Origin of the sequence: Streptomyces sp. NPDC026589 (assembly GCF_040638385.1) — a bacterium.
GTDB lineage: Bacteria > Actinomycetota > Actinomycetes > Streptomycetales > Streptomycetaceae > Streptomyces.
Genome location: NZ_JBEZYG010000002.1, coordinates 82,850 through 108,285 on the forward strand (window position 1 = coordinate 82,850; position 25,436 = coordinate 108,285).

At 73.2% G+C, this 25,436-nt stretch carries 23 protein-coding genes, 1 other RNA gene and 1 pseudogene; 11 read left to right on the forward strand and 14 right to left on the reverse strand.

The features are described 5' to 3' along the window. Nucleotides 1-223: 223 nt before the first annotated feature. Together eda and yaaA are read right to left on the reverse strand one after the other, a co-directional pair. Nucleotides 224-874 (reverse strand): bifunctional 4-hydroxy-2-oxoglutarate aldolase/2-dehydro-3-deoxy-phosphogluconate aldolase, encoded by a 651-nt coding sequence (eda, locus tag AB0F29_RS03380; protein WP_361867117.1) that lies wholly within the window; start codon nt 872-874, stop codon nt 224-226. Nucleotides 875-997: 123 nt separating this feature from the next. Continuing rightward, complete coding sequence (yaaA, locus tag AB0F29_RS03385; protein WP_361867119.1) at nt 998-1,798, reverse strand: peroxide stress protein YaaA; 801 nt, start codon at nt 1,796-1,798, stop codon at nt 998-1,000. Between the two features lie 209 nt (nt 1,799-2,007). On the opposite strand from yaaA, the gene AB0F29_RS03390 reads away from it, so the two are divergent. Then, complete coding sequence (locus tag AB0F29_RS03390) at nt 2,008-3,450, forward strand: RNB domain-containing ribonuclease (RefSeq protein WP_361867121.1); 1,443 nt, start codon at nt 2,008-2,010, stop codon at nt 3,448-3,450. Here AB0F29_RS03390 and AB0F29_RS03395 read toward each other — a convergent pair. Further along, nucleotides 3,401-4,369, reverse strand: coding sequence for a hypothetical protein (locus AB0F29_RS03395; RefSeq protein WP_361867123.1), 969 nt, complete (start codon nt 4,367-4,369; stop codon nt 3,401-3,403). The two genes, AB0F29_RS03390 and AB0F29_RS03395, sit on opposite strands and share 50 nt — an antisense overlap. After that, nucleotides 4,366-5,112: a MerR family transcriptional regulator gene (locus AB0F29_RS03400; protein WP_361867124.1), complete on the reverse strand. Its 747-nt coding sequence runs from the start codon at nt 5,110-5,112 to the stop codon at nt 4,366-4,368. The genes AB0F29_RS03395 and AB0F29_RS03400 overlap by 4 nt, the downstream gene beginning before the upstream one ends. Nucleotides 5,113-5,292: 180 nt before the next feature. Between AB0F29_RS03400 and AB0F29_RS03405 the strand changes: the two genes are divergently transcribed. The 3 genes from AB0F29_RS03405 to AB0F29_RS03415 all read left to right on the forward strand — a co-directional run bounded on the left by AB0F29_RS03405 (nt 5,293) and on the right by AB0F29_RS03415 (nt 7,022). Further along, the gene (locus AB0F29_RS03405; protein ID WP_361867760.1) at nt 5,293-5,862 is read left to right on the forward strand and encodes a Uma2 family endonuclease; all 570 of its coding nucleotides are present in this window, start codon (nt 5,293-5,295) and stop codon (nt 5,860-5,862) included. 57 nt (nt 5,863-5,919) lie between these two features. Continuing rightward, nucleotides 5,920-6,329: RNase P RNA component class A (gene rnpB / locus AB0F29_RS03410), an RNA gene on the forward strand. A 180-nt stretch (nt 6,330-6,509) separates the two neighbouring features. Then, nucleotides 6,510-7,022, forward strand: a complete 513-nt coding sequence (locus AB0F29_RS03415; RefSeq protein ID WP_361867126.1) for a GNAT family N-acetyltransferase — start codon at nt 6,510-6,512, stop codon at nt 7,020-7,022. 68 nt (nt 7,023-7,090) lie between these two features. Here the strand turns inward: AB0F29_RS03415 and AB0F29_RS03420 are convergent, their stop codons facing one another. The 3 genes from AB0F29_RS03420 to AB0F29_RS03430 form a co-directional block, all read right to left on the reverse strand. Then, the gene (locus tag AB0F29_RS03420) at nt 7,091-7,993 is read right to left on the reverse strand and encodes a glycosyltransferase (protein ID WP_361867128.1); all 903 of its coding nucleotides are present in this window, start codon (nt 7,991-7,993) and stop codon (nt 7,091-7,093) included. 75 nt (nt 7,994-8,068) lie between these two features. Next, nucleotides 8,069-8,656: a GNAT family N-acetyltransferase gene (locus AB0F29_RS03425; RefSeq protein WP_361867130.1), complete on the reverse strand. Its 588-nt coding sequence runs from the start codon at nt 8,654-8,656 to the stop codon at nt 8,069-8,071. A gap of 99 nt (nt 8,657-8,755) precedes the next feature. After that, nucleotides 8,756-10,147, reverse strand: coding sequence for an MFS transporter (locus AB0F29_RS03430; protein ID WP_361867132.1), 1,392 nt, complete (start codon nt 10,145-10,147; stop codon nt 8,756-8,758). A gap of 281 nt (nt 10,148-10,428) precedes the next feature. Here AB0F29_RS03430 and AB0F29_RS03435 point away from each other — a divergent pair, with 281 nt between their 5' ends. Together AB0F29_RS03435 and AB0F29_RS03440 are read left to right on the forward strand one after the other, a co-directional pair. Then, entirely contained in the window at nt 10,429-11,010 is a 582-nt protein-coding gene (locus AB0F29_RS03435; protein WP_361867133.1) for a TetR/AcrR family transcriptional regulator, read from the forward strand. A gap of 58 nt (nt 11,011-11,068) precedes the next feature. Further along, a complete protein-coding gene (locus AB0F29_RS03440; RefSeq protein ID WP_361867135.1) occupies nt 11,069-12,091 on the forward strand; it encodes a hypothetical protein in 1,023 nt (340 codons plus the stop codon). A gap of 21 nt (nt 12,092-12,112) precedes the next feature. On the opposite strand, the gene AB0F29_RS03445 is transcribed toward AB0F29_RS03440, so the two are convergent. From AB0F29_RS03445 to AB0F29_RS03455, 3 genes are all read right to left on the reverse strand, one after another. After that, nucleotides 12,113-12,967: a PhzF family phenazine biosynthesis isomerase gene (locus AB0F29_RS03445; protein ID WP_361867137.1), complete on the reverse strand. Its 855-nt coding sequence runs from the start codon at nt 12,965-12,967 to the stop codon at nt 12,113-12,115. Nucleotides 12,968-13,080: 113 nt separating this feature from the next. Further along, nucleotides 13,081-13,560, reverse strand: coding sequence for a lamin tail domain-containing protein (locus AB0F29_RS03450; RefSeq protein ID WP_018958201.1), 480 nt, complete (start codon nt 13,558-13,560; stop codon nt 13,081-13,083). A gap of 156 nt (nt 13,561-13,716) precedes the next feature. After that, on the reverse strand, nt 13,717-14,481 hold the full coding sequence (locus AB0F29_RS03455) for an SDR family oxidoreductase (protein WP_361867139.1): 765 nt from the start codon (nt 14,479-14,481) through the stop codon (nt 13,717-13,719). Nucleotides 14,482-14,625: 144 nt separating this feature from the next. Here AB0F29_RS03455 and AB0F29_RS03460 point away from each other — a divergent pair, with 144 nt between their 5' ends. Continuing rightward, entirely contained in the window at nt 14,626-16,293 is a 1,668-nt protein-coding gene (locus AB0F29_RS03460; protein WP_361867141.1) for an alkaline phosphatase D family protein, read from the forward strand. 206 nt (nt 16,294-16,499) lie between these two features. Here AB0F29_RS03460 and AB0F29_RS03465 read toward each other — a convergent pair whose 3' ends face one another. After that, nucleotides 16,500-17,495 carry a Gfo/Idh/MocA family oxidoreductase gene (locus tag AB0F29_RS03465; protein ID WP_361867143.1) on the reverse strand — a complete coding sequence of 332 codons (996 nt, stop codon included), beginning with the start codon at nt 17,493-17,495 and terminating at the stop codon, nt 16,500-16,502. An 89-nt stretch (nt 17,496-17,584) separates the two neighbouring features. Here AB0F29_RS03465 and AB0F29_RS03470 point away from each other — a divergent pair, with 89 nt between their 5' ends. Further along, complete coding sequence (locus AB0F29_RS03470) at nt 17,585-18,976, forward strand: multidrug effflux MFS transporter (protein ID WP_361867145.1); 1,392 nt, start codon at nt 17,585-17,587, stop codon at nt 18,974-18,976. 70 nt (nt 18,977-19,046) lie between these two features. Here the strand turns inward: AB0F29_RS03470 and AB0F29_RS03475 are convergent, their stop codons facing one another. Further along, nucleotides 19,047-20,369 carry a hypothetical protein gene (locus tag AB0F29_RS03475; RefSeq protein WP_361867146.1) on the reverse strand — a complete coding sequence of 441 codons (1,323 nt, stop codon included), beginning with the start codon at nt 20,367-20,369 and terminating at the stop codon, nt 19,047-19,049. A gap of 231 nt (nt 20,370-20,600) precedes the next feature. On the opposite strand from AB0F29_RS03475, the gene AB0F29_RS03480 reads away from it, so the two are divergent. Then, complete coding sequence (locus tag AB0F29_RS03480; RefSeq protein WP_361867147.1) at nt 20,601-21,596, forward strand: small ribosomal subunit Rsm22 family protein; 996 nt, start codon at nt 20,601-20,603, stop codon at nt 21,594-21,596. A 14-nt stretch (nt 21,597-21,610) separates the two neighbouring features. Here AB0F29_RS03480 and ddaH read toward each other — a convergent pair. Beyond that, nucleotides 21,611-22,438: pseudogene (gene ddaH, locus AB0F29_RS03485) on the reverse strand (dimethylargininase); the annotation flags it as partial. 264 nt (nt 22,439-22,702) lie between these two features. Between ddaH and AB0F29_RS03490 the strand changes: the two are divergent. Both AB0F29_RS03490 and AB0F29_RS03495 read left to right on the forward strand, forming a co-directional pair. Continuing rightward, a complete protein-coding gene (locus tag AB0F29_RS03490) occupies nt 22,703-23,332 on the forward strand; it encodes a TetR/AcrR family transcriptional regulator (RefSeq protein ID WP_361867148.1) in 630 nt (209 codons plus the stop codon). Nucleotides 23,333-23,531: 199 nt separating this feature from the next. Then, a complete protein-coding gene (locus tag AB0F29_RS03495; RefSeq protein ID WP_361867150.1) occupies nt 23,532-24,278 on the forward strand; it encodes a bifunctional DNA primase/polymerase in 747 nt (248 codons plus the stop codon). Between the two features lie 101 nt (nt 24,279-24,379). Here the strand turns inward: AB0F29_RS03495 and AB0F29_RS03500 are convergent, their stop codons facing one another. Continuing rightward, nucleotides 24,380-25,402 (reverse strand): hypothetical protein, encoded by a 1,023-nt coding sequence (locus AB0F29_RS03500; protein WP_361867151.1) that lies wholly within the window; start codon nt 25,400-25,402, stop codon nt 24,380-24,382. Between the last annotated feature and the right edge of the window lie 34 nt (nt 25,403-25,436).

The window sequence follows — 25,436 nt, forward strand, 5'->3', positions numbered from 1 at the left end:
GCGCTGAGGGGCCTTACGCCCGTGCAGCTCCTGCGCTGAGGTGCCTCAGGCCGTGCAGTTCCTGCGCGCTGAGGGGCCTTACGCCCGTGCAGCTCCTGCGCTGAGGTGCCTCAGGCCGTGCAGTTCCTGCGCGCTGAGGGGCCTTACGCCCGTGCAGCTCCCGCTCTCAGGGGTCTCACGCCGTGGAGCTCCCGCACTGAGGGGGCTCCTCAGGTTCGTGGGATCACGCGCCGAGCGCCGCCGCCTCGGCCGCCAGCCGGGCCACCCGGTCCCAGTCCTTCGCCGCCACCGCGTCGCCCGGCACCATCCAGCTGCCGCCCACGCAGCCGACGTTGGGCAGCGCGAGGTACGACGGCGCGGAGGCGAGCGAGATGCCGCCGGTCGGGCAGAACCGGGCCTGGGGGAGCGGCGCGGACAGAGCCTTGAGGTAGGCCGTGCCGCCCGCCGCCTCGGCCGGGAAGAACTTCATCTCCCGCACCCCGCGCTCCAGCAGGGCCACCACCTCGGAGGTGGTCGAGACGCCCGGCAGGAACGGCACCCCGGACGCCTTCATCGCCTCCAGCAGCGCGTCCGTCCACCCCGGGCTGACCAGGAACCGGGCCCCGGCGTCGACGGTGTCCCGTACGTGCTCCGGCGAGATCACCGTGCCCGCCCCGACCACCGCGCCCGGGACCTCGGCGGCCATGGCCCGGATCGACTCCAGCGCGGCGGGTGTCCGCAGCGTCACCTCGATCGCCGGGAGCCCACCCGCCACCAGAGCCCGCGCCAACGGCACCGCGTCAGCCGCGTCGTGCAGGACGACGACGGGGACGACGGGCGCGAGATCCAGTACGGAGGCGTCGGACGGGGCGGCGGGCGTGGCAGAGGAGGTCATGGGGTCATCCTGCCGCGCCCAAGGCAATATCTGCAACGAGCGTTGCGCAGGGCGCAACAACAGTCCATCGAGGAGTGCCGCTGAGCCGCCCGCGAGGGCACGAGGGCATCCCCTCGGTGCCGGTCAGTGGATGTCCGTCACCACCACGTCCAGCGACCACGGCCGCCCGGCCCGCGCGGGGGCCTCGGCCTCCACCACGTACCCGAGGTCCCGCAACACGTCCACCAACTGCGCCGGGCCCTTCGGCCGCGCACCCGCCACCAGCAGATCGCGCACCAGTCGGCCCTTGGTCGCCTTGTTGAAGTGGCTCACCACGGACCGCTTCTCCACCCCGCCCACCAGCTGGGAGTGCAGCACCCGCACGCTCGCCGTACGCGACGCCACCTCACCCGCCGGCTTCCACGCCGCCGCGTACGCCGAGGAGCGCAGGTCCAGGACGAGCCCGTTCCCGGCGGCCTCGGGCAGCACGGTCTCCATCGGGGTACGCCAGTACGCGCCGAGCGCGCCGAGACCGGGCAGCTTCACCCCCATCGAGCAGCGGTACGGCGGAATCCGGTCGCCGATCCGGACCGCGCCCCACAGCCCGGAGAAGACCAGCAGCGACTTCGCCGCCCGCCGCCGTGCGTCCGCCTCCAGCGAGGCCAGATCGAGGGCGTCGTACAGCACGCCGGTGTACAGCTCCCCGGCCGGACGGGTCCCGGCGGTGCGCAGCCCGGTGTTCTTGCCGACCTCGCCCCGCAGCCCCACGCTCAGCCCCAGCACCTCACGGGCCTTCTCCTCGTCCGCCTGGCACAGCTCGACCAGCTCGTCCAGCACCGCGGCACGGGCCGGGGCGAGCCCCGGCAGCGACAGCGACTCCGGCTTCAGCGAAGCCCCGCGCCCCGAGGCGGCCTTTCCTTCGGAGGGCGGCAACAGCACGAGCACGGCGGTTCTCCTTCGTACGTACGGCGCAAGCGCGGACCCGGTCGACGTGCGGGCTCTCCGGGTCCTCGGCAAGGGTACGGGGACGGGGCGCCGCCTCCCGTACGGCGACGGCCGCGCCCTCCCGTACGGCGACGGCCGCGCCGCCTGTGCGCGCGGGGCCGGCGAGCGCCCCGGATGCCGCCTGCCCCCGCCCGGCCTACGCTCGGGCCATGCCCCGCCGCCACCTGCGTATGACCGGTGCAGCCGACTGCTCGCTCGGGGCCGCCCTGCGGGCGCTGCGCACCGAGCTCGACCTGCCCGGAGCCTTCCCGCCCGAGGTGCTCGCGAAGGCGGCCGAGGCGGCGCGGGCCCCGGACCTGTCGGCCCACGAGGACGCCACGGACCTGCCGTTCCTCACCATCGACCCGCCCGCCTCCACCGACCTCGACCAGGCGATGCACCTGGAGCGCCGCCCCCACGGCTTCCGGGTGCACTACGCCATCGCGGACGTCGCCGCGTTTCTCCGGCCGGGCGGCGCGCTCGACGCCGAGGCCCACCGCCGGGTCACCACCCTCTACTTCCCCGACGGCCGGATCCCCCTCCACCCACCGGTCCTCTCCGAGGGCGCCGCCAGCCTCCTCCCCGGCGAGACCCGCCCGGCCGCGCTGTGGCGGATCGACCTGGACGGCGACGGGCGGGCCGTCCACGCCGACGTGACCCGCGCCCTGGTCCGCAGCCGCGCGAAGCTCGACTACGCGGGCGTCCAACGCCAGATCGACGCGGGCACGGCCGAGGAGCCCCTCGCCCTGCTGCGGGACATCGGGCGGCTGCGCGAGGAACAGGAACGGGCCCGGGGCGGCATCTCGCTGAACGTCCCCGAACAGGAGATCGTCCAACGGGACGGCTCCTACGGCCTGGCCTACCGCGCCACGCTCCCCGCCGAGGGCTGGAACGCCCAGATCTCCCTGCTCACCGGCGCGGCCGCCGCCCGCCTCATGGCCGACACGGGCGCCGGCATCCTGCGCACCCTGCCGATCGCCCCGGACGGAGCTGTCGCCCGGCTGCGGCGCTCCGCCCACGCCCTGGGCGTCGACTGGCCGCACCACGTCCCCTACGCCGAGGTCGTCCGCTCCCTCGACCCGACGAGGAGCGACCACGCGGCGTTCCTCCAGGAGTGCACCACCCTGCTGCGCGGCGCGGGCTACACGGCGTTCGACGGCGGGGAACTCCCCGACCCCGCCGTGCACGCGGCGGTCGCCGACCTCTACACGCACTGCACCGCGCCGCTGCGCCGCCTCGTCGACCGGTACGCGTCCGAACTCTGCCTCGCCGCGACCGCCGGGACGGAACCCCCCGAGTGGGTACGGGAGGCACTCCCCGCCCTCCCGAAGGAGATGGTCGAGGGGACGCGGCGCGCGGGCGCCGTGGAGCGGGCCTGCGTCGACCTGGTCGAGGCGGCGCTGCTGGAGGGGCGCGTGGGCGAGCTCTTCGACGCGTACGTCGTCGACGTCCAGGACCGCGACCCCGCCGCCGGCACGGTCCACCTCCGGGACCCGGCGATCGTCGGCCGGATCGAGGGCGGCACGGCCCCGCTCCCGCTGGGGGAGCGGCTGCGGGTCCGGCTCACCCAGGCGGGTCCGGCGTCGAGGACAGTGCTGTTCGCTCCGGCGTGAGGGCAGCCTGTGCTGTTCGCTCCGGCGTGAGCGGGCAGGACACTGCCCGGCCCTTCGCGTCCTTCACGCCCTTCACGCCCTTCGCGCCCGTGAGCGCCGCGACCGCCGCCCGTGGGTCGTCGGCGTGGAAGCGGAGCGTCCGGGCGCTCCCGCGCCGGCCGAACGGCCGCACGAACTCCACCGGCTCCGTCAGCTCCACCGTCACCGTCGTCTGGCTCCCCACCGCCAGATCGAGCGTCCCGTCCGCGTCCACCCGGACCAGACCCCCGTCCGGGAAGCGCCGGTCCACCCGGGCGGCGGCGATCACGGCGGCGGGCGCCCGCAGGTCGAACAGGGCGCCGTAGCGCAGCCGCAGCGAACCGTCGGCCTCCACGAGATGCGGCCGGGTCACACAGGCCGCCTGAAGAGCGACGATGATGACGATCCCGTACACGTCCACCACGAGCAGGATCGCGTGGACGAGCGGCCAGGGGATCACCAGGGCCAGCACCACGGTCTCCACGACGGAGACGAAGACAAACGTCCACATGATCCCGGTCTGCGGTTCGGTGTACGAGAACGGCCGGGCCCCCGCCGGAATCCGGTGGCGGCGGCGCAGGACCCACAGCCCGAGACTGTGCAACGCCCGGAGTTCGTGCACCACCAGCCGCCGCACGGCCACCGGCACCACGGCCCGCATCGCGGACAGCCCGGCCTCCCGGCGCCTGTCCCCGGCCCGCCGCCGCGCCGTGTACAGCGGCCACATCACGTACGCCTCCAGCGCGAGGACGCCCACCACCAGCGCCTCGGCCACCAGCAGAACGGCACCGGGTATCCGGACCCCGGCCACCAGACAGACCGCCAGCGCGACCTCCCCGGGCAGCACCGCCCACATTCCGACCCGCGCCACCCGCAGGCCCACCGCCCTCCCGGTACTCATGCGTTCCTCCCCCGCACCCGCTCGGCCAGCGCCTCCATCACCCGGCGCACCACCGCGCGCTGCGCGGGCGGGTAGTCGTCGAGCAGCACCCGCCCCATCCCCGTCGTCGACGGCTCGCCGTCGGGGATCACCGCCAGGACCTCGTCCGGTACGGCGGCGACCAGCTCGGCCGCAAGCGGCGCGATGCGCGGGTCGTCCACCCCGGCCCCGGCCAGCTCGTCGAGCCGCTCGTACAGCGCGAGAACGCCCGGATCCTCGGCCAGCGGACGCAGCGCGGCGAACACCTCGGCCCCCGCGCCATCGCCCGCCGCGTCCAGCAACGACAGATGCTCGCGGTCCTTCGCCGCGGCCGGGGACGTGGTGGCGGGCGCGTGCTCCAACAGCGCGGCGAGGGCGGGGGAGAGCGGCCCGTCCGAGGTGAGCGGCGCCTCCAGGAGCGCGGCCAGCACCTGCCGCCGCTCGTGGATCTCCCGCTCCTGCCGCGCCAGATCGGCGTCCAGCTCCCCGAGCACCTCGGCCAGCTCCCGCCCCGCGTCGTCGGCGAGCACGTCCCGTACCTCGTCCAGGGAGAGCCCGATCTCCGTCAGCCGCCTGATCCTGGCCAGCAGCACGGCATCGCGGACGGTGTACGACCGATAGCCGTTGGCCTGCCGGGCGGGCTCGGGCAGGAGGCCGATGTGGTGGTAGTGCCGGACGGCCCGGGAAGTGACTCCCACGAGCGCGGCGATCTCTCCGATACGCATGCGGCCAGTAGAAACGTTGACGCCGCGACAAGGTCAAGCACCGCTCTCCTTGCCCCGCTTCCGTCCACGCCGTGTCGGCCTGTGCCACGATCGGGGGAAGAACTCCGATCTCATGGACGGCTGGTCCCCCCGATGCCCCAGTCTGGCGAGCGACCGAGGAAGGAGCGTGACATGACTGCCATGGCGCACGAGCCGCTCACGCAGGCAGAAGTCCTTCTGGAGGGCTTCCTGGCCCTGGACACGCCGGAAGGCTTCCGGGCGGAACTGATCGAGGGGGAGATTGTCGTGACGCCGCCGCCGGACGGGGACCACGAGGACTACATCGGCCTGATCGTCGACCAAGTGGCAAGGCGCGCCCGAACGCGCATGCAGTTCTCCGGAAACAAGGGGCTGAGACTTCGCAGCGGTGGTGGCTGTCCCAAGAACCACGCCATCCCCGACGGCACCTTCGCCCCTCTGGAACTCCGCCTTTTCCGCGGCGCCGAATCCTGGATGGCCCCCGAAGGCGTAGCCCTGGTGGTCGAGGTGACCTCCACCAAGCCGCAGGCCGACCGCGAGGCCAAGCGCCGCTGCTATGCCCGTGGCGGCATCCCGCTCTACCTGCTCATCGACCGGGACGACAGTTCGGTGACGCTGTTCAGCGATCCGGAGAACGACGACTACCGCCAGCTCCTCACCATCCCGTACGGGAAACCGTTGCCGCTGCCCGAGCCCTTCGCCTTCGATCTGGAGACCGGCGACTTCGGCTGAGGGAGACCGACAGGGCCCCCGGCCCGCAGGGCCCGGTAGGATGGCGATCACGGCAGACGAGCCGGGCGGACGGCCGCGTGAGGATCCTTCGGGGTTCTCCCGAGGAACGTCCGGGCTCCACAGGGCAGGGTGGTGGCTAACGGCCACCCGGGGTGACCCGCGGGACAGTGCCACAGAAAACAGACCGCCCGGGACCTCGGTCCCGGGTAAGGGTGAAACGGTGGTGTAAGAGACCACCAGCGCCTGAGGTGACTCAGGCGGCTAGGTAAACCCCACCCGGAGCAAGGTCAAGAGGGGGCGCCCCAGGAACGGGACGGCTCTGCGTGAACGTTCGAGGGCTGCTCGCCCGAGTTCACGGGTAGACCGCACGAGGCCGGCAGCAATGCCGGCCCTAGATGGATGGCCGTCTCCCCGGCCGCCGCGAGGCGACCGGGAGACAGAACCCGGCGTACAGCCCGACTCGTCTGCCGTCTCACCCGTCCCGGGCCGGCGCGCGCCCCAGCACGCTCACGGCGCGGCGCGGCGCGTTGTTCCGTCGCGCGTTTATTCCACCTGCGCGGAAGGCTCCCGGCGTGTTCTGATCACCGCTGATCGAGGGTCGGCCGAAACCGGCGGGCGCCGAGTCGACGGAAACGGGGAACAGGGCGATGAGCGTTGCGGAAAGCACCGGAGCCGCGCGGCCGGACCAGCAGGGCGTACGGCTGCGCCCGGCCACGCCGGAGGACGCCGAGGCCGTCACCCGGGTCTTCCTGGCCTCCCGGGCCGCCGCCATGCCGTATCTGCCCCGGGTCCACAGCGACGAGGACACCCTCGCGTGGATCACCCATGTCGTGCTGCCCACCAGCACCGCGGTGTGGGTGGCCGAGGGGGCGGGGGAGGGCGGGGAGCTGCTCGGGTTCGCCGTGCTCGCCGGGGGCGACGAGCTCGATCATCTCTATCTGCGGCCCGACGCGCTGCGGCGGGGGATCGGGAGCCGGCTGCTGGCGGAGGTGCGCGGCGCGGCGGAGGGGGCCCTGAAGCTGTACGTGTTCCAGCGCAACGCCGCCGCCCGCGCCTTCTACGAGCGGCACGGGTTCACCGCCGTCGCGTTCGACGACGGTGCCCGCAACGAGGAGAACGAGCCGGACGTGCTCTACCGCTGGGCCGCCGGGGATCGCTGAGCCGCCGGGGGCCGCTGAGCCCCGGGGATCGCTGAGCCCCGGGGGCCGCTGGGCCCGCGGGCGGCGGGTCAGATGACCGGAGGCCGGCCCAGCCGGGTCATCTGCCACACCGTGGACCAGCGCATCGGGCGCCGCTCGCCGCACGGGGTGCGGACGCCCTCGGCGAAGCCGCCCGCCCAGGCGCGCAGGCCCTTCGGGTCGCGGGTGCGGGCGAGGGTGAGCAGGGTCCAGGTGCCGAGGTAGGCGGGGACCAGGGGGAGGGGCAGGTTGCGGCGGGCCAGCCAGACGCGGTTGCGGGCCGTCATCCGGTAGTAGACCGCGTGCCGGGCCGGGGACGTCTTGGGGTGCTGGAGCAGCAGTTCGGGCTCGTACAGCACCTTCCAGCCCGCGTCGAGCGCGCGCCAGGCGAGGTCGGTCTCCTCGTGGGTGAAGAAGAACTCGGCGGGCCACGGCCCGGTCTGCTCCAGCATCTTCATGGAGAACGCGTGGCCGCCGCCGAGGAAGGCCGTGACCGGGCCGCCGCGCATCGGGTCGCCCGCCCGGAGCCGGGGCACGTGGCGCCGCTGGGTCTCGCCGTGCTCGTCGGCGATCCGGAAGCCGACGATGCCGAGCCGGTCGTCGGCCGCGAAGAGGTCCCGCACCCGGCGGAAGACGTCCTTCTCGACCAGCAGCCCGTCGTCGTCCAGCTCGATCACCACGTCCACGTCGCCGATCTCGGCGAGCCTGCGCAGACCGGCGTTCCGGCCGCCCGGGCAGCCGAGGTTCTCCGGCAGCTCGATCGTGGTCACCCCGCCGTCGAGGTTCTCCAGGCCGGGGAAGGCGGTGAAGTCCGGGAGCGCCGTCCCGTTGCCGATGATCACGAGCCGGGTGGGCCGGACGTCCTGCATGGCGACCGACGCCAGCAGCGCCTCGACCGCCTGCGGGCGGTCCCCCATGGTCACGATGGATACGCCGATGCGTGGTGCGGACAAGTTCGGTACTCCTGGGCTCGGCTGCCGTGCGGCTGCTGGTCGGCTGCGGTGCCCGCGATCGTAACGCCTCGGTGTTCAGTGTGCGGTTACCGCCCGGCCATCCACGGGCCCGTCGGTGTTCAGCAGGGCGTACACGGTCATGTCCCGCCGCCGGTCGCCCACCTGCTGCCAGCCGCGCAGCAGCCCCTCCCGCCGGAAACCGACGTCCTCGGCGATCCGGGCGGAGGCAGTGTTCCACGGCTCGATGAAGAGCTGGAGGCGCTGGACGCCGAGGTCGCGCACGGCCCACCCTGTCACCGTACGCAGGGCGGCGCGGGCGACGCCCTGGCCGCGGGCCGGTGCGGTGAGCCAGTAGCCGAGCGATCCACGGCCCTCGGGCAGGTCGCGGAGCCAGAGCCCGATCGCGCCGACCGGGCGCCGGTCCCGGGAGCGGACGATGGCGAACGGGTATCCGGCGCCGGTGGCCGCGCGCTCCCACTGCCTGCGGACGAACGCCTCGGCGGCCGCGTCCGAGTAGCGGGACGGGACCGTGGTGATGAGCGGGATGTACGGGTCGAGCGAGGCCTCCCGGACCAGCGGGAGGTCGCTCATCTCCCAGGGGCGCAGGACGAAGTCCGGTCCGGCGGACAGGCTCGGAACGGTCAGCGGCTCGGGCTCGGGCATGTCCGTATCCTCCCGCTGTCGACACTGTTCCGCCCCCGGGGGCCGGTGTCGGCTCCCGGGGGCGGGCAGGTGCGGTCCCTGGGCGCGGTCCCGCTCCGCTCACCCCGCCGCCGCTGCTGTCCGGTTCCTTTCGGTCAGGAAGTACCCGGCGAGCAGGGCGCCGGCCAGGACCAGTGCGGAGTTGACGAGGATGGCGATGGAGACGCCGGACAGTACGGCCTCCGACCCCGTCGCGGCCCCCGTCCGGGCGGTGACGATCGCGCTCATCACCGGGATGCCGAGGGTGATGCCGACCTGCTGGGTCATCGTCGCCAGCCCGGTGGCCCGGCCCTGCTCCTCGTCGGGCAGTCCGGAGGTGGCCGTGACCATGAACCCGACGATCATCAGCATGTTGCCCACACCGCCGACGAAGGTGGCCGCCAGCAGGAGCCAGATCCAGGAGCCGGACGTGCCGAGCGCGACGAGCGAGAGCGTGGCGACGGCCTGGACGGCCCCGCCCAGCACGATGGCGCGCCGGTTGCCGAACCGGCCCACCGCCCGTCCACCGAGCATCCCGCCGACGACCGTGCCGACGCCCAGCACGCCGAACGCCAGGCCGGTGGCCAGCGCGGAGTAACCGAGGACCTCCTGGAGGTACAGGGTGAGCAGGAACACCAGCGAGGTCTCGGTGACGAAGGCGATCAGCCCGGCGGCGTTGCCCCAGACGACGCTGCGCCGCTTCAGGATGTGCATCGGGACGAGCGGTGCGGCGGCCCGCCGCTCGATGCGGACGAACGCGATCAGGAGGGCGACGCCGGCGGCCAGGGAGGCCAGCGTGGTCGGGGTGGTCCAGCCGGTCTCACCGGCCTGGGTGAGCCCGAGGACGAGCAGCAGCAGCCCGCCGGTGACGGTGACCGCGCCGGGCACGTCCAGCCGGGGCCGTCGCTCCGGCCGGGAGTCGGTGATCACGGAGGGCGCCAGGATCACGACCAGGGCCGCGACCGGTACGTTGATGAAGAAGGCCCAGCGCCAGGAGAGCAGGTCGGTCAGGAGGCCGCCGAGGATCGCTCCGGCGGTGAACCCGGCAGACATCAGGGCGCCGTTGAGCCCCAGCGCCCGTTCGCGCAGCGGCCCCTCCTTGAACGCGGTGGTCAGCAGCGCGAGTCCGGCGGGCGTGACGGCCGCGGTGGCCAGGCCCTGGAGCACGCGGGCGGCGAGGAGGACCTCGGGCGAGGTGGCGAGGCCACCGAGCGCGGAGGAGAGCCCGAGAACGACCATGCCGCCGATGAACAGGTTCTTGCGGCCGACGAGGTCGGCGACGCGTCCGAAGAGCAGGGTGAAGCCGGCGGCGGCGAGCGCGAAGGACGTGGCGATCCACTGGAGGTGGGCGAGGGAGAAGCCGAGCCCCTCCCCGACGACGGGCAGCGCCACGTTCAGGATCGAGAAGTCCACCGCGATCATGAACTGGGAGCCGAGCAGCAGAGCCAGTACGAGCCTCTGGCGTCTCGTCATGCGTGGGCCGGCGGCGCGGGGGGCGATCGTCGGTCCGGTGGGTGTGGGAGAGGGTGCGGGTGCGGTACGGGACATGGCAGGGCGCCTTCCTGGGCGGCGAATAGCTTAACGGTCCTGTGGTTCCGTTAAGGTGGGTGTCACCGTAGCAGGAGGGGCGTTGCTAATGGAACTGGAGACCCGTTATGAATTCTGAAAGCGCTGAAGACTCTGAAAGCGCTGAGCACTCTGGAGGCGCTGAAAGCTCCGGAGGCGTCGACGTCGACGGAGGGGAGCCCGGCACCGTGCGTCCCGGCGGCCGCACCGCCCGGGTGCGGGACGCGGTGCTGCGTGCCGCCGGGGACGCGCTGGTCGAGCACGGCTTCGACGGGCTCGACCTGGCCGATGTCGCCCGGCGGGCGGGGGTCGGCAAGACGACCGTCTACCGGCGCTGGTCCGTGCCCGCCGGGCTGGTGGCCGATCTGCTCTCGGACATGGCGGAGCAGTCGCTGCCGCGCGCGGACACCGGGTCGCTGGCCGAGGACCTCCGGGCCAACGCCCGGCTCGTGGTCCGGGCGCTGACCGATTCCCGGCAGGGCGCCCTCTTCGCGGCCGTCATCGCCGCCGCCACCTGTGATCCGCGGACCGCCGAGGCCCTGCACCGCTTCTACGCGGTGCGGATCGGGGAGTGGTCCGGCTGTGTCGAGGCGGCGGTCGACCGCGGCGAACTGCCCGCCGGTACGGACCCGGGCGAGGTGATCGCCGCGGTGTCGGCGCCCCTGTACTACCGGCTGCTGGCCAGCGGCGCCCCGCTGGACGAGGCGGCCGCCGACCGGGCCGCCGCCGCCGCGGTCGCCGCCGCGCGGGAAGGGGTCTACGTGCGGTGAGGGGCCCGGGCGGCGACCGGCTTCGTGGTGCCCGACGGCACGTCGTTAAAGTGCTGGAATGATATTCGGTAAAGCCGGGTTCGGGGGAGCCGTCGCCGACTTCGAGGCGGCGGTGACCGGCCAGGACACCAAGCGCTCCGGCAAGGCGTTCGTCCGGTTGCAGGAGACCTTCGGGCAGGCCAGGGAGGCGGAGCTGCTGGACAGCGGGCCGCGGCTCGCCGCCGTGCTGGAGCAGGTGCCGCCCGGCCCCCGTGCCGTCGTCGCCGTGCTCGTCGGGGCCTGTGTAGAGCGCGGCGCGGACGCCGAGCGCTGCGCGCCGGGAGTCCTGGCCGGGCTGCGACGGGCGCTGGAGCAGGCTCTGGTGTTCTGCGAAGCGTGGGCCGGGACCGGGGGCGGCGCGTTCCCCGTTCCGGGCGGAGGCGAGCCGGGCCCCGCCGTGGTGGAGCGGGCCGGCGCCGACGCGGCCGCCGGCTGGTGGACCCTTCCCCAGTGGGAGATGGCCGCCGTCGCGCTGCTGAACCACCCCGGGGTGCGGCGGGCGGCCGGCTTCCGGGGCGAGGCGCTGCGGCTGCTCGGTGCGGTGGAGCGGGCCTCCGGCACGGAGTTGAAGTCCCTCGCCTACGCGCTCCTCGTGCTGGACGACGAACCGCTCGTCGCCCTCCACCGGTCGAGCGGCACCGGTTACCTCCTGCGGCTCTCCGGCATCGGGGACAACTTCCAGCTGCACACCCTGCTCGCCGACGCGCTCATAGGCGGCGGCCATGTGGAGGGCCACGCGCCGTCGGCGCAGGAGGCGGCCGTCTGCCGGGAGACGCCCGGCCAGGTGGACACCGTGGGCTCCTTCGACCTGGTGGCCCCGGACGGCGAACTCATCTGGAACGAGGGCGCCCCCGCCGACATCCCCGTCGTCGACGGCGTCCGGCTGCTGGTCCTGGACGAGCCGTCCTACCGGCGGACCTGGCCCGCGGGCCGCTTCTTCCCCGGCATGCGCGGCGACGCCCTGCTGGAGCGCGCGCTGGACCCGGAGGAGACGGAGCGCTGGTACGCCCACGTCTCCCCGGCCAAGGAGACCACCGGCTGAACCGCCGCCCCGGAAGGCGGTTCAGCCGATCCGGGCGCCCGTTCCGCTGACCCGGACCCTGGCGTCCCCCGCGCGCAGTTCGACGGTGAGGGTGCCGGGCCGGCCCATGTCGGCCCCCTGGTGCAGCGTCAGCACGGCCGCGTCCGGTACGAGCCCCAGCTCCCGTGCGTACGCGCCGAAGGCCGCAGCCGCCGCGCCCGTCGCCGGATCCTCGACGACCCCGCCCACCGGGAACGGGTCCCGGACGTGGAAGACCTCTGGCCCCTCGCGCCACACCAGTTGCAGCGTGGTCAGGTCGAGCCGGTGCATCAGCGCTTCGAGGCGCGCGAAGTCGTACTCCAGGTCGGCCAGCCGCTCCCGGGTGGCGGCGGCCAGCACCAGGTGCCGGGCCCCCGCGTAGGCGATCCGGGGCGGCAGGGCCGGGTCGAGGTCGTCGGCCGCCCAGTCCAGGGCGGTCAGTGCCTCCGCCAGGTCGGCCGGCGCGGTCTCCTCGACGCGGGGGGCCACGCTGGTGAGGGTGGCGCGGAGTTCGCCGCCCTCCCGTACCACGGTCACCGGCACCGGACCCGCGGCCGTGGCGAACTCCAGCTCGCCCGGCCCGTCCCGTTCGGCCAGGGCGAGCGCCGTGGCGACCGTGGCGTGACCGCAGAAGGGCACCTCGGCCTTCGGGCTGAAGTAGCGGATCGTGTACGCGCCTTCGCCGGTCCGCTCCGTCAGGAACGCCGACTCGCTGTAGCCCAGCTCCGCCGCGACGGCGAGCATCGCCTCCTCGTCCATTCCGGAGGCGTCCAGGACGACCCCGGCGGGATTCCCGCCCGCGGGGTCGGCGGAGAAGGCGGTGTAGCGCAGGACTTCGGGCGCACGATCAGGTGTCATGCAGGGGTCCAACCGCGCCGCCGCTCCCGGCATTCCCCGCCCGGTGCGGCGGTACGGCGTCCGGGAGGGCCGGTCGCGGCCCCCCGTTCCGCGACCGGCCCTCCCGGGGCGGGTCAGTGGCAGTTCTTGACGCCCTTGTTCGCCTTGGTGGACTTCTTCCAGGAGCAGGAGTCCTGGAGCTTCCCGTTCGGCTTGATCAGCCGCGCCTTGTCACCGGTGTTGTTCCAGACGTACGAGCCCCGGTTCCAGTGCACGGTGCCCGAGACGTTCTTGCCCTTGCCGGTGCGGAGCTTGACCGTCTTGCCCGCACCGATCGTGTAGCTGCCGAAGGTGTAGGTGTAGCCGGTGTTGTCCTTCACCTTGAAGCCCTTGAGCTGGACCTTCTTCTTGCCGTTGTTGTGGATGTTCACCCACTCGGCGTTCAGCGACTTCGTGGTCCGGTTGTCCTTGCCGGGGCCGTCGTACTGCACGGTCCCGAAGTGCAGCCCGCCCTGGTGGGGGGCGGCCGCGGCCGGTGCCGCCGTGGCGAGGAGCGAGCCGGCCAGTGCGGTGGCGGCGGCCAGGGCGATCGGCGCAGCGGTGCGTATGCGCATGCGGTGTTCCTTCTGTGTCGTTCTGGTGAAGGCGTAACAGCATGCGATCATACGGTCAGTACGCGCTTGCTCGGTCGGGCGCGGAGAAATCCGCAAATTCGGCCATTTAATGGCTAGTTCGAGCGAACCTGATCACATTCGGGCGCAACTTCAATCTCAACCTCGCCCGACGTACGGCATGTTCGTCGCCAGGACCGTGGCGAACTGGACGTTCGCCTCCAGCGGCAGCTCCGCCATGTGCGCCACCGTCCGCGCCACGTCGGACGCCGCCATCACCGGCTCCGCCGCCAGCGCCCCGTTGGCCTGGAGGATCCCGGTCGACATCCGCTCGGTCATCTCCGTCGCCGCGTTGCCGATGTCGATCTGCCCGCAGGCGATCCGGTAGGCCCGGCCGTCCAGCGACAGCGACTTCGTCAGTCCCGTCATCGCGTGCTTGGTCGCGGTGTACGCGATCGAGTGCGGGCGCGGCGCGTGGGCGGAGATCGAACCGTTGTTGATGATCCGACCGCCCTGCGGGTCCTGCTCCTTCATCAGCCGGTACGCCGCCTGCGCGCACAGGAACGCGCCCGTCAGGTTCACGTCGACGACCGCCCGCCAGTCCTCGACGGCCAGGTCCTCCAGCGGTACGCCGCCGGGGCCGAACGTGCCCGCGTTGTTGAACAGGAGGTCCAGCCGGCCGAACCGCTCCCGTACGGCGGTGAAGAGTGCGCCGACCTCGTCGGCGTCGGTCACGTCCGTGGTGACGCACAGTGCCTCGGTGTCCCCGGCGGCGGCGGCCGTCCCCGCCAGCGGCTCGGCCCGCCGGCCGGCGAGCGCGAGCGACCAGCCCGCGCTCGCGAGGGCGAGCGCGACGGCCCGCCCGATCCCTGATCCCGCACCCGTGACGACGGCGATTTTCCGGCCGGTCTGCTCAGTGTTCATGGCCCGGCAGCGTACGGGACGGGTCGGTGCACGGGGCACGCGGTGCTCATCGACCCGCCATGCGGATGTTGTGCACGCGACAACGGTGCGTCGTCGCGTGCGGCTGGCATGAACCCCGACAGCATCCGGGCTGAGGAGGGGCATATGACAGCCGCACAGACCATCATGACGCCCGATCAGGACACACGGGCGATCGAGCTCCGCACCGCCGCACGTCTGCTCGAACCGGGCGTGGGACGCAGACGCTTCCTTACCGTCACCGGAGCCGCCGCCGCGCTCGCCTTCGCCGTGAACCTGCCCGCCGCCGGCACGGCCAGCGCCGCCGAAGTCGACGCCCGCCGGATCACCGAGGACCCGTTCACCCTCGGCGTCGCCTCCGGCGACCCGCACCCCGCGTCCGTCCTCATCTGGACCCGGCTCGCGCCCCGCCCCTACGAGCCGGGCGGCGGACTCCCGCGCGGCCGGGTCGAGGTGCGCTGGGAGGTGGCCCGCGACGAGGGCTTCCGCCGTGTCGAGCGGCGCGGCTCGGCCACCGCCCACCCCGAGTTCGCCCACAGCGTCCGCGCCGAGGTCCAGGGCCTCGACTCCGGCCGGGTCTACTACTACCGCTTCCGCACCGGCAGTTGGACCAGCCCGGTCGGCCGCACCCGCACCGCCCCGGCCCCCGGGGCCCGCAACAGCTCCCTGGCCCTGGCCGCCGTCTCCTGCCAGGCGTACCACGACGGCTACTTCACCGCCTACCGCCACCTCGCCGCCGAGGACGTCGACGTCGTCTTCCACCTCGGCGACTACCTCTACGAGTACGCCGTCACCGCCACCGGCGGAGCCCGCGACTACACCGACCGCAGACTCCCCGCGCACTACAACCGCGAGACGGTCACCCTGGAGGACTACCGGCTGCGCTACGCCCTCTACAAGTCCGACCCGGACCTGCGCGCCGCCCACGCCGCCCACCCCTTCGTCGTCACCTGGGACGACCACGAGACCGAGAACAACTACGCGGGCGGCACCCCCGAGAACGACGTGCCTCCCGAGGAGTTCCTGCTGCGCCGGGCCGCCGCGTACCGCGCGTACTGGGAGAACCAGCCGCTGCGCACCCCGCAGCGCCCCACCGGGCCCGACATGCGGCTCTACCGCCGCCTGAAGTTCGGGCGGCTCGCCCAGTTCGACATCCTCGACACCCGCCAGTACCGCAGCGACCAGGCGTACGGCGACGGCTGGCGCACCCCGGGACCCGAGTCGGAGGACCCCGCGCGCACCATGACCGGGGCCGCCCAGGAGCGCTGGCTGACCGACGGCTGGCGGGCCTCGAACGCCACCTGGAACGTCGTCCCGCAGCAGGTCACCTTCGCGCAGCGGCGCGATGTGCCCACCGACGCCTTCAAGCTCTCCATGGACTCCTGGGACGGCTACCCGGCCTCCCGGCAGCGGGTGCTGGCCGGGGCCGAGGCCGCCGGGGTGGACAACCTCATGGTCCTCACCGGCGACGTCCACGTCTCCTACGCCTTCGACCTGAAGAAGGACTTCGACGACCCCGCCTCGCGGACCGTCGGCACGGAGATCGTCACCACGTCCATCAGCAGCGGCAAGAACGGCGCGGACCGGCCCGCCAACTGGGAGAACCAGACCCGCGCCAACCCGCACCTCAAGCACTACAACGGGCGGCGCGGCTACGCGCTCGTCACCCTCGGAACGAAGGAGGCCCGCGCCGACTTCCGTACGGTGGCGGCCGTCACGACCCCCGGCGCGCCCCTCACCACAGCGGCCTCCTTCGTCACCGAGGCCGGGAACCCGGGGCTCACCCCCGCGTAGGGCGTGTCCGGCGGATCTTGACCGGGTCCGCGACGCCTGGCACGGCACCTCGCGGCGTTGCCGAAACGTCCGAATCGCTCCGCGATGAGGACGTTCCAGCGCCTTGCGATGCACCGCACCAGACGCCGCGGCCTATCCGGCCCTGATCCGCCGGACACGCCCTAACGCCACACGCCCGCACCGGAAGCCTCACGCACGCTCCGGGCTCAGCGGTCCGCCGGGTAGCGGACGCCGATACGGTCCCGTACCGCGTCGAGCGTCCGCATCACCGCCAGCGAACCCTCCAGCGGGACGAGCGGGGACTCCAGCTCGCCCGCCCGCACCGCCCGCGCCACCTCGACGGCCTCGTACTGCATGCCCGAGAGCCCCTCGGGTCCCGGACCCGAGGTGATCGTCTGCGGCTCCGCGCCCGCCCGTCGCAGGACGAAGTGGTCCGGGTGGAAGAAGTCGCGCGGCAGATCGATCCGCCCGGCCGTGCCGATGACGGTGGCCGCCGTCGGATGGTGGCCGACGATCGAGCAGGACAGCAGCGCGGTCGCACCGGAGTCCCAGCCGAGCAGCATCCCCGTGTTCAGGTCGACGCCCTCCGGGGACAGCAGCGCGTCGGCCCGGACCCGGTCCGGCTCGCCCAGCAGCAGGTGGGCGAAGGAGACCGGGTAGACGCCGAGGTCCAGCAGTGCCCCGCCGCCCAGGTCCGGATCGCGCAGCCGGTGCCCGGGAGCGAAGTCGCCCGCGAAGCCGAAATCCGCCTGTACGGTACGGATCTCGCCGATCGCCCCGTCCCGGACCAGCTCGGTGAGGCGGCGGACCACCGGGTTGAGATAGGTCCACATGGCCTCCATCAGGAAGAGGCCGCGCTCCCGGGCCAGCGCCACCAGCTCCTCCGCCTCCCGGCTGTTGAGCGTGAACGCCTTCTCACACAGCACATGCTTTCCGGCCCGCAGCGCGAGCGAGGCCGCCGCGTGGTGCGCCGAGTGCGGGGTGGCCACGTACACCACGTCCACCTCGTCGTCGGCGACCAGCTCCGCCCAGCTGCCGTAGGCCCGCCCGATCCCGTGCCGCTCGGCGAACTCCCGCGCCGAGCCCTCCGTGCGCGAGGCCACCGCCACCACCTCGGCGTCGGGGAGCCCCTGTACGTCCGCCGTGAACCTCGCGGCTATGCCGCCCGTCGCCAGCACACCCCAACGCACCGTCCCGCCCATGCCCGCCACCCCAGCCCGCCCGAAAAAGGTATCGACCACTCCGGCCGAGCTGAGAGCATAGATGCGTATTCAACGATGTGGAGAAGAGAATGCCGGACAGCGGCGGCAGCCGGGCCCAGCGAGCACACATACCCACCACCGGGACCGGGACCCGGGCGGACGACCGGCAGATACCGCACGGCGACGCGGGGGCCCTCTCCGTCGACCCCGCCGCCCCGCAGGTCACCGCCCCGGCCGGCCTTCCCGGCCCGGCGGCGAAGACCGCCCGGCGCACCGGCCTCCTGGTCACCATGGTCCTCGGCGGACTCACCGCGCTGCCGCCGCTGTCGATGGACATGTACCTCCCCGCGCTCCCCGCCGTCACCGACTCCCTGAGCGCTCCCGCAGCCACCATCCAGCTCACGCTGACCGCGTGCCTGGCCGGAATGGCGCTCGGCCAGCTCGTCGTCGGCCCCATGAGCGACCGCTGGGGCCGCCGGAAGCCGCTGCTCCTCGGCATGGTCGTCTACGTCCTCGCCACCGCCATCTGCGCCCTGGCCCCCACCGCCGAACTCCTCATCGGCTTCCGCCTCCTCCAGGGGCTCGCGGGCGCGGCCGGCATCGTCATCGCCCGGGCCGTGGTGCGCGACCTCTACGACGGCGTGGAGATGGCCCGGTTCTTCTCCACCCTGATGCTGATCTCCGGCGTCGCCCCGGTCATCGCCCCGGTGATCGGCGGGCAGGTCCTGCGGATCACCGACTGGCGAGGCATCTTCGTCGTGCTGACCGTCGTCGGCATCGTGCTCACCCTGGTCGTCTGGAAGTGGCTGCACGAGACGCTGCCGCCCGCCGACCGCCACACCGGTGGGGTCGCCGAAGCCCTGCGCACCATGCGCGGGCTCCTCGCCGACCGGGTCTTCACCGGCTACATGGTCGCGGGCGGGCTCGCCTTCGCCGTCCTGTTCGCGTACATCGCCGCCTCCCCGTTCGTCGTGCAGGAGATCTACGGGGCCTCGCCCCAGACCTTCAGCCTGCTCTTCGGGATCAACTCGATCGGCCTGATCACCGTCGGGCAGATCAACGGCAAACTGCTCGTGGGCCGGGTCAGCCTCGACAAGGTGCTCGGCTTCGGCCTCGCGGTGATCGTGCTGGCCGCCGTCGCGCTGCTCCTCATGACGGCCGGCGTCTTCGGCGAGGTCGGCCTCGTGCCGGTCGCGGCAGGGCTCTTCGTGCTGATGTCGGCGATGGGCCTCGCGATGCCGAACACCAACGCCCAGGCCCTGATGCGCACCAAGCACGCGGCGGGCTCCGCCTCGGCGCTGCTCGGCACGTCCTCGTTCCTCATCGGCGCCGTCGCCTCCCCGCTGGTCGGCATCGCCGGCGAGGACACGGCCGTCCCGATGGCCGTGGTCCAGGTCGTGTGCGCGGTGGCGGCGGTGGCCTGCTTCCTGCTCCTGTGCCGCCCCTGGCAGCGAGCGGGCCGCGAGGCCGGCGGCCTCTGAGCCACCGCGGCCCGCCGCGGTCTCCGAGCCGCCACCGCCCGCCGCGGGACCGGTGTAGGTCGCGGAGGGCTCAGCCGGTCCGCGGGTAGCCGATCAGATGCGTACGTTCCTGCCGGTCGGTCCAGCGGAACACCCCGACCCCGGTCGTCTCCGTCCCCGGCAGCCGCGCGTTGCGCGACAGCCGCTCGGTGCTCCAGGTGGCGAAGTCCATCGCGACCGGGAGCCCGCCGCCCGACAGCGCCTCCGAGGCGTCGCGCGCGTTCTCGGCCCCGTACGCGATGCCGTCGTCCGTCACCGTGGCCAGGGTCAGATGGGCGGCGCCGCCCTCGTCCTCGAAGCAGCGGCCCTGCTTCGCCTCCAGATCGAAGGCCAGGTTCCCGGCGATCAGGTAATCGCCCGAGGGGGAGAGGACCGCCTGCGGGAAACGCCCCGGCTTTATGGCGGGCTTGTGGCACTCCACCGAGGTGAGGACCTCACCGGTCGCCGCGTCGTGCACCGCCCACAGCTCGTGGGTCGCCGCCCGCTTGGTCTTCTTCGCGGGCGCCCACTTCGCCAGCACCTGGTCCGGGGTCGTCGACGTCACCACACCGCTGCCCCTGTCGGCGCCCTTGGGCGCGACGTTCCGGCTGAACCAGCCGCCGCGCACCCAGAACTCCCGTGCTCCGCCCAGCAGCAGGCCCTCGGCGGTCTGCCCGTGCACCTCGGTGAGCTGCTTGCAGGCCGGGCAGCCCTTGGGGTACTTCAACTTGTCCGCGCCCAGCTCGGACACCTCGCCCGTGACCGGGTCCACCAGGGTGCTGTTCGCCTTCGCGTCGCTGATCACGATGGACGGCCCGGTCGTGTCGACGTCCGGGGCGCCGGACCACGGCACCTCGACGCGCTGCCGGTTCCCGTTCGTCACGTCGTACAGATCGAGCGCGATGAAGGTGTTCGACGGCGACAGCCCGTCGCCGACCTTCCCGTAGGACCAGGTCACGAAGAACTGCCGGTCGCCCTTGGCCACCGTGGCGAGCCTCGGATAGTGGAGCGGGTCCGGCTGCCGCCAGGCCTTGCCGCGCCAGCCCAGCTCGCCGGTGGCCGTGTCGACCGTACGCAGCCGGTAGCGGTTGTCCTTCGACCGCTCCAGATAGGCCAGCAGGCCCGTCGCGTGGGAGACGGCCACGTCGGGGGAGGAGCCGATGATCTCCCAGCCCCGGTCCGTCGTGTACTGCGGCGGAACGGTCAGCCGGGTCACCGGCCCGGCTGCCGGCACCACCGGTTTCGCCGTCCCGGTGGCCGCGCCGCTCTTCCGGTCGTCCTCGTCGGGGCTGCCGCCGCAGGTGGCCAGCAGCAGGAGCAGGGCGAGAAAGACCACCCCGCCGACGAGCGTCAACCGCACGATCTTCTGCCTCATGGCTCCCCTGCTGGACCATCTTGACCCGGTGCCGTCCACGCGCGGGCCAGCGTAGCAACAGGCCCACGGCGGTGTGGAGTTCGCCGGATACCCGTTCCGTACCGGTTACGTGAAGTCCTGGTGCGGACCCGTCGCGGTCCCATGCCGCCCGCGCACACATCCCTCCGTACCCCTCCGGGCCCCGGCGAAGCGGAATGCGTCCACCGGGTCGCCTCCGCCTACAATTCGGCGGTGAACGTCACCCTCCCCACCGCACAGTCCCTGCGCGCGGCGCTGGCCGGACTGCTCGACGGACTGCCGCCCAAGCAGGCCGCGCAGGCCGTCGACCGGCTGATCGCCAGCTACCGGGGGGAGACCCCGACGGACGCCCCGATCCTGCGGGACCGCTCCGACGTCGCCGCGTACGCCGCGTACCGGATGCCCGCCACCTACGAAGCCGTACGGTCCGCCCTCGACGCCCTGGCCGGGGCCGCCCCCGACTGGACGCCCGCCACCCACACCGACGTCGGGGGCGGCACGGGCGCGGCGAGCTGGGCGGTGGCCGGGGTCTGGGCGGGCCCGGCCACGACCGTCCTGGACTGGGCCGAACCGGCCCTCGCACTCGGCCGCGAACTCGCCGAGGCGTCCGGGGTCCCGGGGCTCCGCGACGCGCGCTGGGAGAAGGCGCGGATCGGAGCGGCGCTGGAGCTGGCCCCGGTGGACCTGGTGACCGTCAGCTATGTGCTCAAGGAGTTGACCGCCGGGGCCAGGACCGAACTGGTCGACGCGGCGGCGGCGGCCGGACAGGCGGTGGTGATCGTGGAGCCCGGCACCCCCGACGGCTACGCCCGGATCATCGAGGCCCGCGACCGGCTGATCGCCGCCGGGATGGGCGTCGCGGCCCCCTGCCCGCACAGCGACGCCTGCCCGATCACCCCCGGGGCCGACTGGTGCCACTTCTCGGCCCGGGTCAGCCGCTCCTCGCTGCACCGGCAGGTCAAGGGCGGCTCGCTGAGCCACGAGGACGAGAAGTTCAGTTACGTGGTCGCCACCCGCTTCCCCACCGACCCGGCGCCCGCCCGGGTCACCCGCAGGCCGCAGATCCGCAAGGGCCAGGTACTGCTGGAGCTGTGCACCCGCGACGACGGGCTGGCCCGCTCCACGGTCACCAAGCGCCACGGCGAGCTGTACCGGGCGGCCAGGGACGTCGCCTGGGGCGATCCCTGGCCGCCGGAGAGCACGGAGTGACGGTCAGCGGCTGATCAGGCCCGCAGCTCCTGCGTGCAGCACTTCACGCTGCCGCCGCCCTTGAGCAGCTCGCCCAGGTCCATCGGGACCGGCTCGAACCCCCGGTCCCGCAGCGGGTCCAGGAGCCCTGTCGCCCCCTGCGGCAGCAGGACGTGGCGCCCGTCGCTGACCGAGTTGAGGCCGAACGCCGCCGCGTCCGCCTCCCGCGCGAGCAGCGCGTCCGGGAACAGCCGGCGCAGCACCGCCCGGCTGCCGGGGGAGAACGCGTCCGGGTAGTACATGATCTCGTCGGCCGCCGCGTCCAGCACGCACAGCGCGGTGTCCAGGTGGTAGTAGCGGGGATCCACCAGATCGAGCCCGATGACCGGCAGCCCGAAGAACTCCTGGGCCTCCATGTGCGAGAGCGGACTGGACCGGAAGCCGCGCCCGGCCAGCAGGTAGGACGCGGTGACGGCGAAGTCCCCCTCGCCCTCGTTGACGTGCTCCGGCTCATGGACCTCGGTGAAGCCGTGCTCCCGGAACCAGTCCCGGTGGGCTCCGGCCTCCGCGTACCGCTCCCGGTACGCGAACAGCGCGCCGAGCACCCGGCCGCCGATCACCGTGGCGCCGTTGGCGGCGAAGACCATGTCGGGCAGGTCGGGACGGGGGGCGATCAGCTCGACGGTGTGGCCGAGGGCGCGGTAGCGGTCGCGCAGGTCCTCCCACTGGGTCCGGGCCAGCGGCAGGTCGACGGGTTTGGACGGGTCCATCCACGGGTTGATGGAGTAGGTGACCCGGAAGTGCGCCGGGGCGCACATCAGGTAGCGACGAGGGGTGGCGTCACGGTTCAACTCTGGCTCCTCGCGAACGGCGGCCGGGGCCGCGGAACGGTGGGATGCGCACGGTCTGTGCGTGAGCCCATGGTGCGCCGTGCGCGCCGGATCCGCAGTCGATCGATCGGGTGGTTCACCGGACCCCCCGATCGCGGCCACCGCCGGGATGCCCCGCGCTGCCCGGTTGCCTCGCGCCGCCCGGATCTCCGGCGTCGCCCCGCTGCCCATCACACGCACGCCCCGTGGCCCCCGCAAGACGATACGTATCGGTTCGGCCGGCGTTAGATTGGGCGCATGACACCCACCAAGGCACCCGACTCCAGCCGCCGCAGCGACCGCTCCCGCCGCGCGATCCACGACGCCGCCCTCGCCCTCGTCGGAGAGGTGGGGTACCAGCGCACGACGATCGAGGGTATCGCCGCCCGTGCCGGGGTCGGCAAGCAGACCATCTACCGCTGGTGGCCCTCCAAGGCCGCCGTGCTGATGGAAGCCTTCCTCGACCTGGCGGGCCGGGCCGCCGAGGAGGCCGGACCGCAGTCCGGCGACGCCGCGCAGGGCATCCCCGACACCGGCGATCTGACCGCCGACCTCAAGCTCGTCCTGCGGGCCACCGTCGACGAGCTGAACGACCCGGCGCTGGCGGTCCCCACCCGCGCGCTGACCGCCGAGGGCATCGTCGACGCGAAACTGGGCGCCGAATTCGTCACGAAGTTGCTCGAACCGCAGCTCGCGCTGTACGTCACGCGCCTGCGGGCCGCCCAGGAGGCCGGGGACCTGCGCGCCGACGCCGACCCCCGGATCGCCCTGGAGCTGCTCATCGGCCCGCTGATGCACCGCTGGCTGCTGCGGACCCTGCCGCTCACGCACACGTACGCCGACGCGATCGTCGACTACGCCCTCGGCGGGCTCACCCCGCGCCCTTGACACCCCGAGGACCCGGCGGGGGCCCCAGGATCCACCGGCAAGGGTGCGAGACGTCCGGTATGGGGTGACATCGGGCGTGATGGTGCTCACTCGGTGCGGTGGTACCCGGCCCCGCTGATGAACTCTGGCCACCCGAACCGCAGGATGGTGCGACGATGGAGAGGCAACGCTGAGGTGAACTGCTGAGGTGAGGGGATAGATGGGCGCCGATTCCGGCCGTTTCCGCGGCACAGAGAGCAGGTTCTCCCAGTGGCTGCGGCGACGTCCCAAATCACCGGGGGCCGAGGCCGACGAGTCGGCCAGGGTCGCGCTGCTCCTGGCGGTCGCCGACGCGGGTATGCCCATCGCCCCCGCCGCCCACCCCCTCGGATACCGGTGTTCGTGCGAACGCATCGGCTGTCCCACCCCCGCCCGGCATCCCATCTCCTTCGCCTGGCAGACCCAGTCGACCACCGACCGCGCCCAGATCGAGCGCTGGGCCGGCAGCCAGCCGCTGGCCAACTTCATCACCGCGACCGGCATGATCCACGACGTGCTGGACGTGCCGCTCACCGCGGGTCGCGGCGCCCTGGAGCGCCTTCTCGACGCCGGCATCGACGTCGGCCCGGTCGCCCAGTCCGGCGAGGACCGGATGCTCTTTTTCACCGCCACCCGCGGTACCCCCGAGGACGAGGACGAGTGGTGGCCCTGCGAGCTGGACTGTCACCCCGAGACCATGGACGCCCACCCGGGCCTGCGCTGGCACTGCCGGGGCAGCTACGTCCTGCTGCCGCCCGCCCGGCTCCCCGGTGAGCTCGACGTCCACTGGGTGCGGGGCCCCGAGCACGAGCTGCCCGATCCGCTGACCCTGCTGGAGACGCTCACCGATGCCTGCGCGCGGTACGCGGGCAGTGCCGAGCAGAGCGAGCTGGACCACGACTCGATCGCCTGGCCCTTGAGCCGCTGAGCCGCCGGCCCACCGGCCCGGTGGGCGACCGCCCGGCCGCAGGGCCGGGCGTTGTCGTCGGATGCCGCCGGGCCGCCCGGCGGCCCGAGCCGCTGCCCTGCCTACTCGCCCTTCGCCGCGACCAGACCCGGCAGCCGGTTCAGCATCCGCACCTTGCCGTCGGATCCGGATCCGGACTCGGAGCCGGCCGCCCCCTCGCGCGGCGGGACGTGCACCAGCTGGCTGGAGACCCGCTCCTTGGTGAGACTGCTGCTCACCTCGCCGGTGAGCAGCGCCTTCACATCCGCGTTGACCTCGGGGCGCAGCCCCTTCGCCGCGGTCTGCCGCTCGAAGTGCTTGCTGCTGAAGAAGACCAGCGCCCCGCCGTCCTCGGTGCGCAGCCCGAGCGGCGCGAAGGCCGCACGCGTCAGCGGCTGGTCGACGTACTGGTACGAGAACCCCGCCCGCCGTGTGGTGCGGCGCGTCTCGCGCCAGCCCGAGGTCGCCGTGGAGGGCGCGAACACATCCGGGGCGCCGCTCTGCAGATACCCGGTGTACGAGGCGCTCAGCTCCGCGGGCGCCACGGCCAGGCCGTCGTCGTCGGGCTCCACCGGAGTGGCGAACCCGTCCTCGTCCAGGGCGAACTCCGGCACCTGGGACGACGGGACCACCGCGAGATACGACGCCTTCCACAGCGCGTCGGGGCCCGACCGTACGAACACCACCAGCCAGCGGGTGTCCAGCTTCCCGCCGTCCCGGTCCCGGTTGGAGTCGGTGTCCGCGAGGAACCAGCGCGGCCACCCCGCCTTCTTGGGGACGACGTACGTCGCGTCCTCCAGCACCAGCGGCTTGTGCGCCTTGTTGCCCTCGGGGTTGTACGTCTGCCGCGCCTTCAGCCCGGCCTGGTTGATCGCGCCCAGCGAACCTGTCACCCGGTCCGCGTCCAGCGCCGGATCGAACGCCTTGTCCGCCGCGTTGTAGGCGTCGGTGAAGTCCTTCAGCGCCTGCACGGCCTCCGGCTTCTTCGCCCCGGGCAGCACTTCCAGCTCCCCGTGCACCGTCACACAGCCGCTCGCCGTCACGCACAGCACCGTCGCCGTCGCGAGCCCCGCCGTCAGCCGGCCCAGCCCAGGGTGTCTCGTCATCCGCTGCTTCCGCGCCTTCTGATCCGTCGCCCGC

Coding starts and splice junctions, on each gene's coding strand:
- AB0F29_RS03430 (WP_361867132.1), bottom strand. CDS start 10,147: ATGACGAGACGCCAGAGGCTCGTACTGGCTCTGCTGCTCGGCTCCCAG.
- AB0F29_RS03440 (WP_361867135.1), top strand. CDS start 11,069: ATGATATTCGGTAAAGCCGGGTTCGGGGGAGCCGTCGCCGACTTCGAG.
- AB0F29_RS03405 (WP_361867760.1), top strand. CDS start 5,293: ATGGCGCACGAGCCGCTCACGCAGGCAGAAGTCCTTCTGGAGGGCTTC.
- AB0F29_RS03425 (WP_361867130.1), bottom strand. CDS start 8,656: ATGCCCGAGCCCGAGCCGCTGACCGTTCCGAGCCTGTCCGCCGGACCG.
- AB0F29_RS03390 (WP_361867121.1), top strand. CDS start 2,008: ATGCCCCGCCGCCACCTGCGTATGACCGGTGCAGCCGACTGCTCGCTC.
- AB0F29_RS03490 (WP_361867148.1), top strand. CDS start 22,703: ATGACACCCACCAAGGCACCCGACTCCAGCCGCCGCAGCGACCGCTCC.
- AB0F29_RS03395 (WP_361867123.1), bottom strand. CDS start 4,369: ATGAGTACCGGGAGGGCGGTGGGCCTGCGGGTGGCGCGGGTCGGAATG.
- AB0F29_RS03455 (WP_361867139.1), bottom strand. CDS start 14,481: ATGAACACTGAGCAGACCGGCCGGAAAATCGCCGTCGTCACGGGTGCG.
- AB0F29_RS03470 (WP_361867145.1), top strand. CDS start 17,585: ATGCCGGACAGCGGCGGCAGCCGGGCCCAGCGAGCACACATACCCACC.
- AB0F29_RS03450 (WP_018958201.1), bottom strand. CDS start 13,560: ATGCGCATACGCACCGCTGCGCCGATCGCCCTGGCCGCCGCCACCGCA.
- AB0F29_RS03475 (WP_361867146.1), bottom strand. CDS start 20,369: ATGAGGCAGAAGATCGTGCGGTTGACGCTCGTCGGCGGGGTGGTCTTT.
- AB0F29_RS03445 (WP_361867137.1), bottom strand. CDS start 12,967: ATGACACCTGATCGTGCGCCCGAAGTCCTGCGCTACACCGCCTTCTCC.
- AB0F29_RS03460 (WP_361867141.1), top strand. CDS start 14,626: ATGACAGCCGCACAGACCATCATGACGCCCGATCAGGACACACGGGCG.
- AB0F29_RS03500 (WP_361867151.1), bottom strand. CDS start 25,402: ATGACGAGACACCCTGGGCTGGGCCGGCTGACGGCGGGGCTCGCGACG.
- AB0F29_RS03415 (WP_361867126.1), top strand. CDS start 6,510: ATGAGCGTTGCGGAAAGCACCGGAGCCGCGCGGCCGGACCAGCAGGGC.
- AB0F29_RS03495 (WP_361867150.1), top strand. CDS start 23,532: ATGGGCGCCGATTCCGGCCGTTTCCGCGGCACAGAGAGCAGGTTCTCC.
- AB0F29_RS03400 (WP_361867124.1), bottom strand. CDS start 5,112: ATGCGTATCGGAGAGATCGCCGCGCTCGTGGGAGTCACTTCCCGGGCC.
- AB0F29_RS03465 (WP_361867143.1), bottom strand. CDS start 17,495: ATGGGCGGGACGGTGCGTTGGGGTGTGCTGGCGACGGGCGGCATAGCC.
- eda (WP_361867117.1), bottom strand. CDS start 874: ATGACCTCCTCTGCCACGCCCGCCGCCCCGTCCGACGCCTCCGTACTG.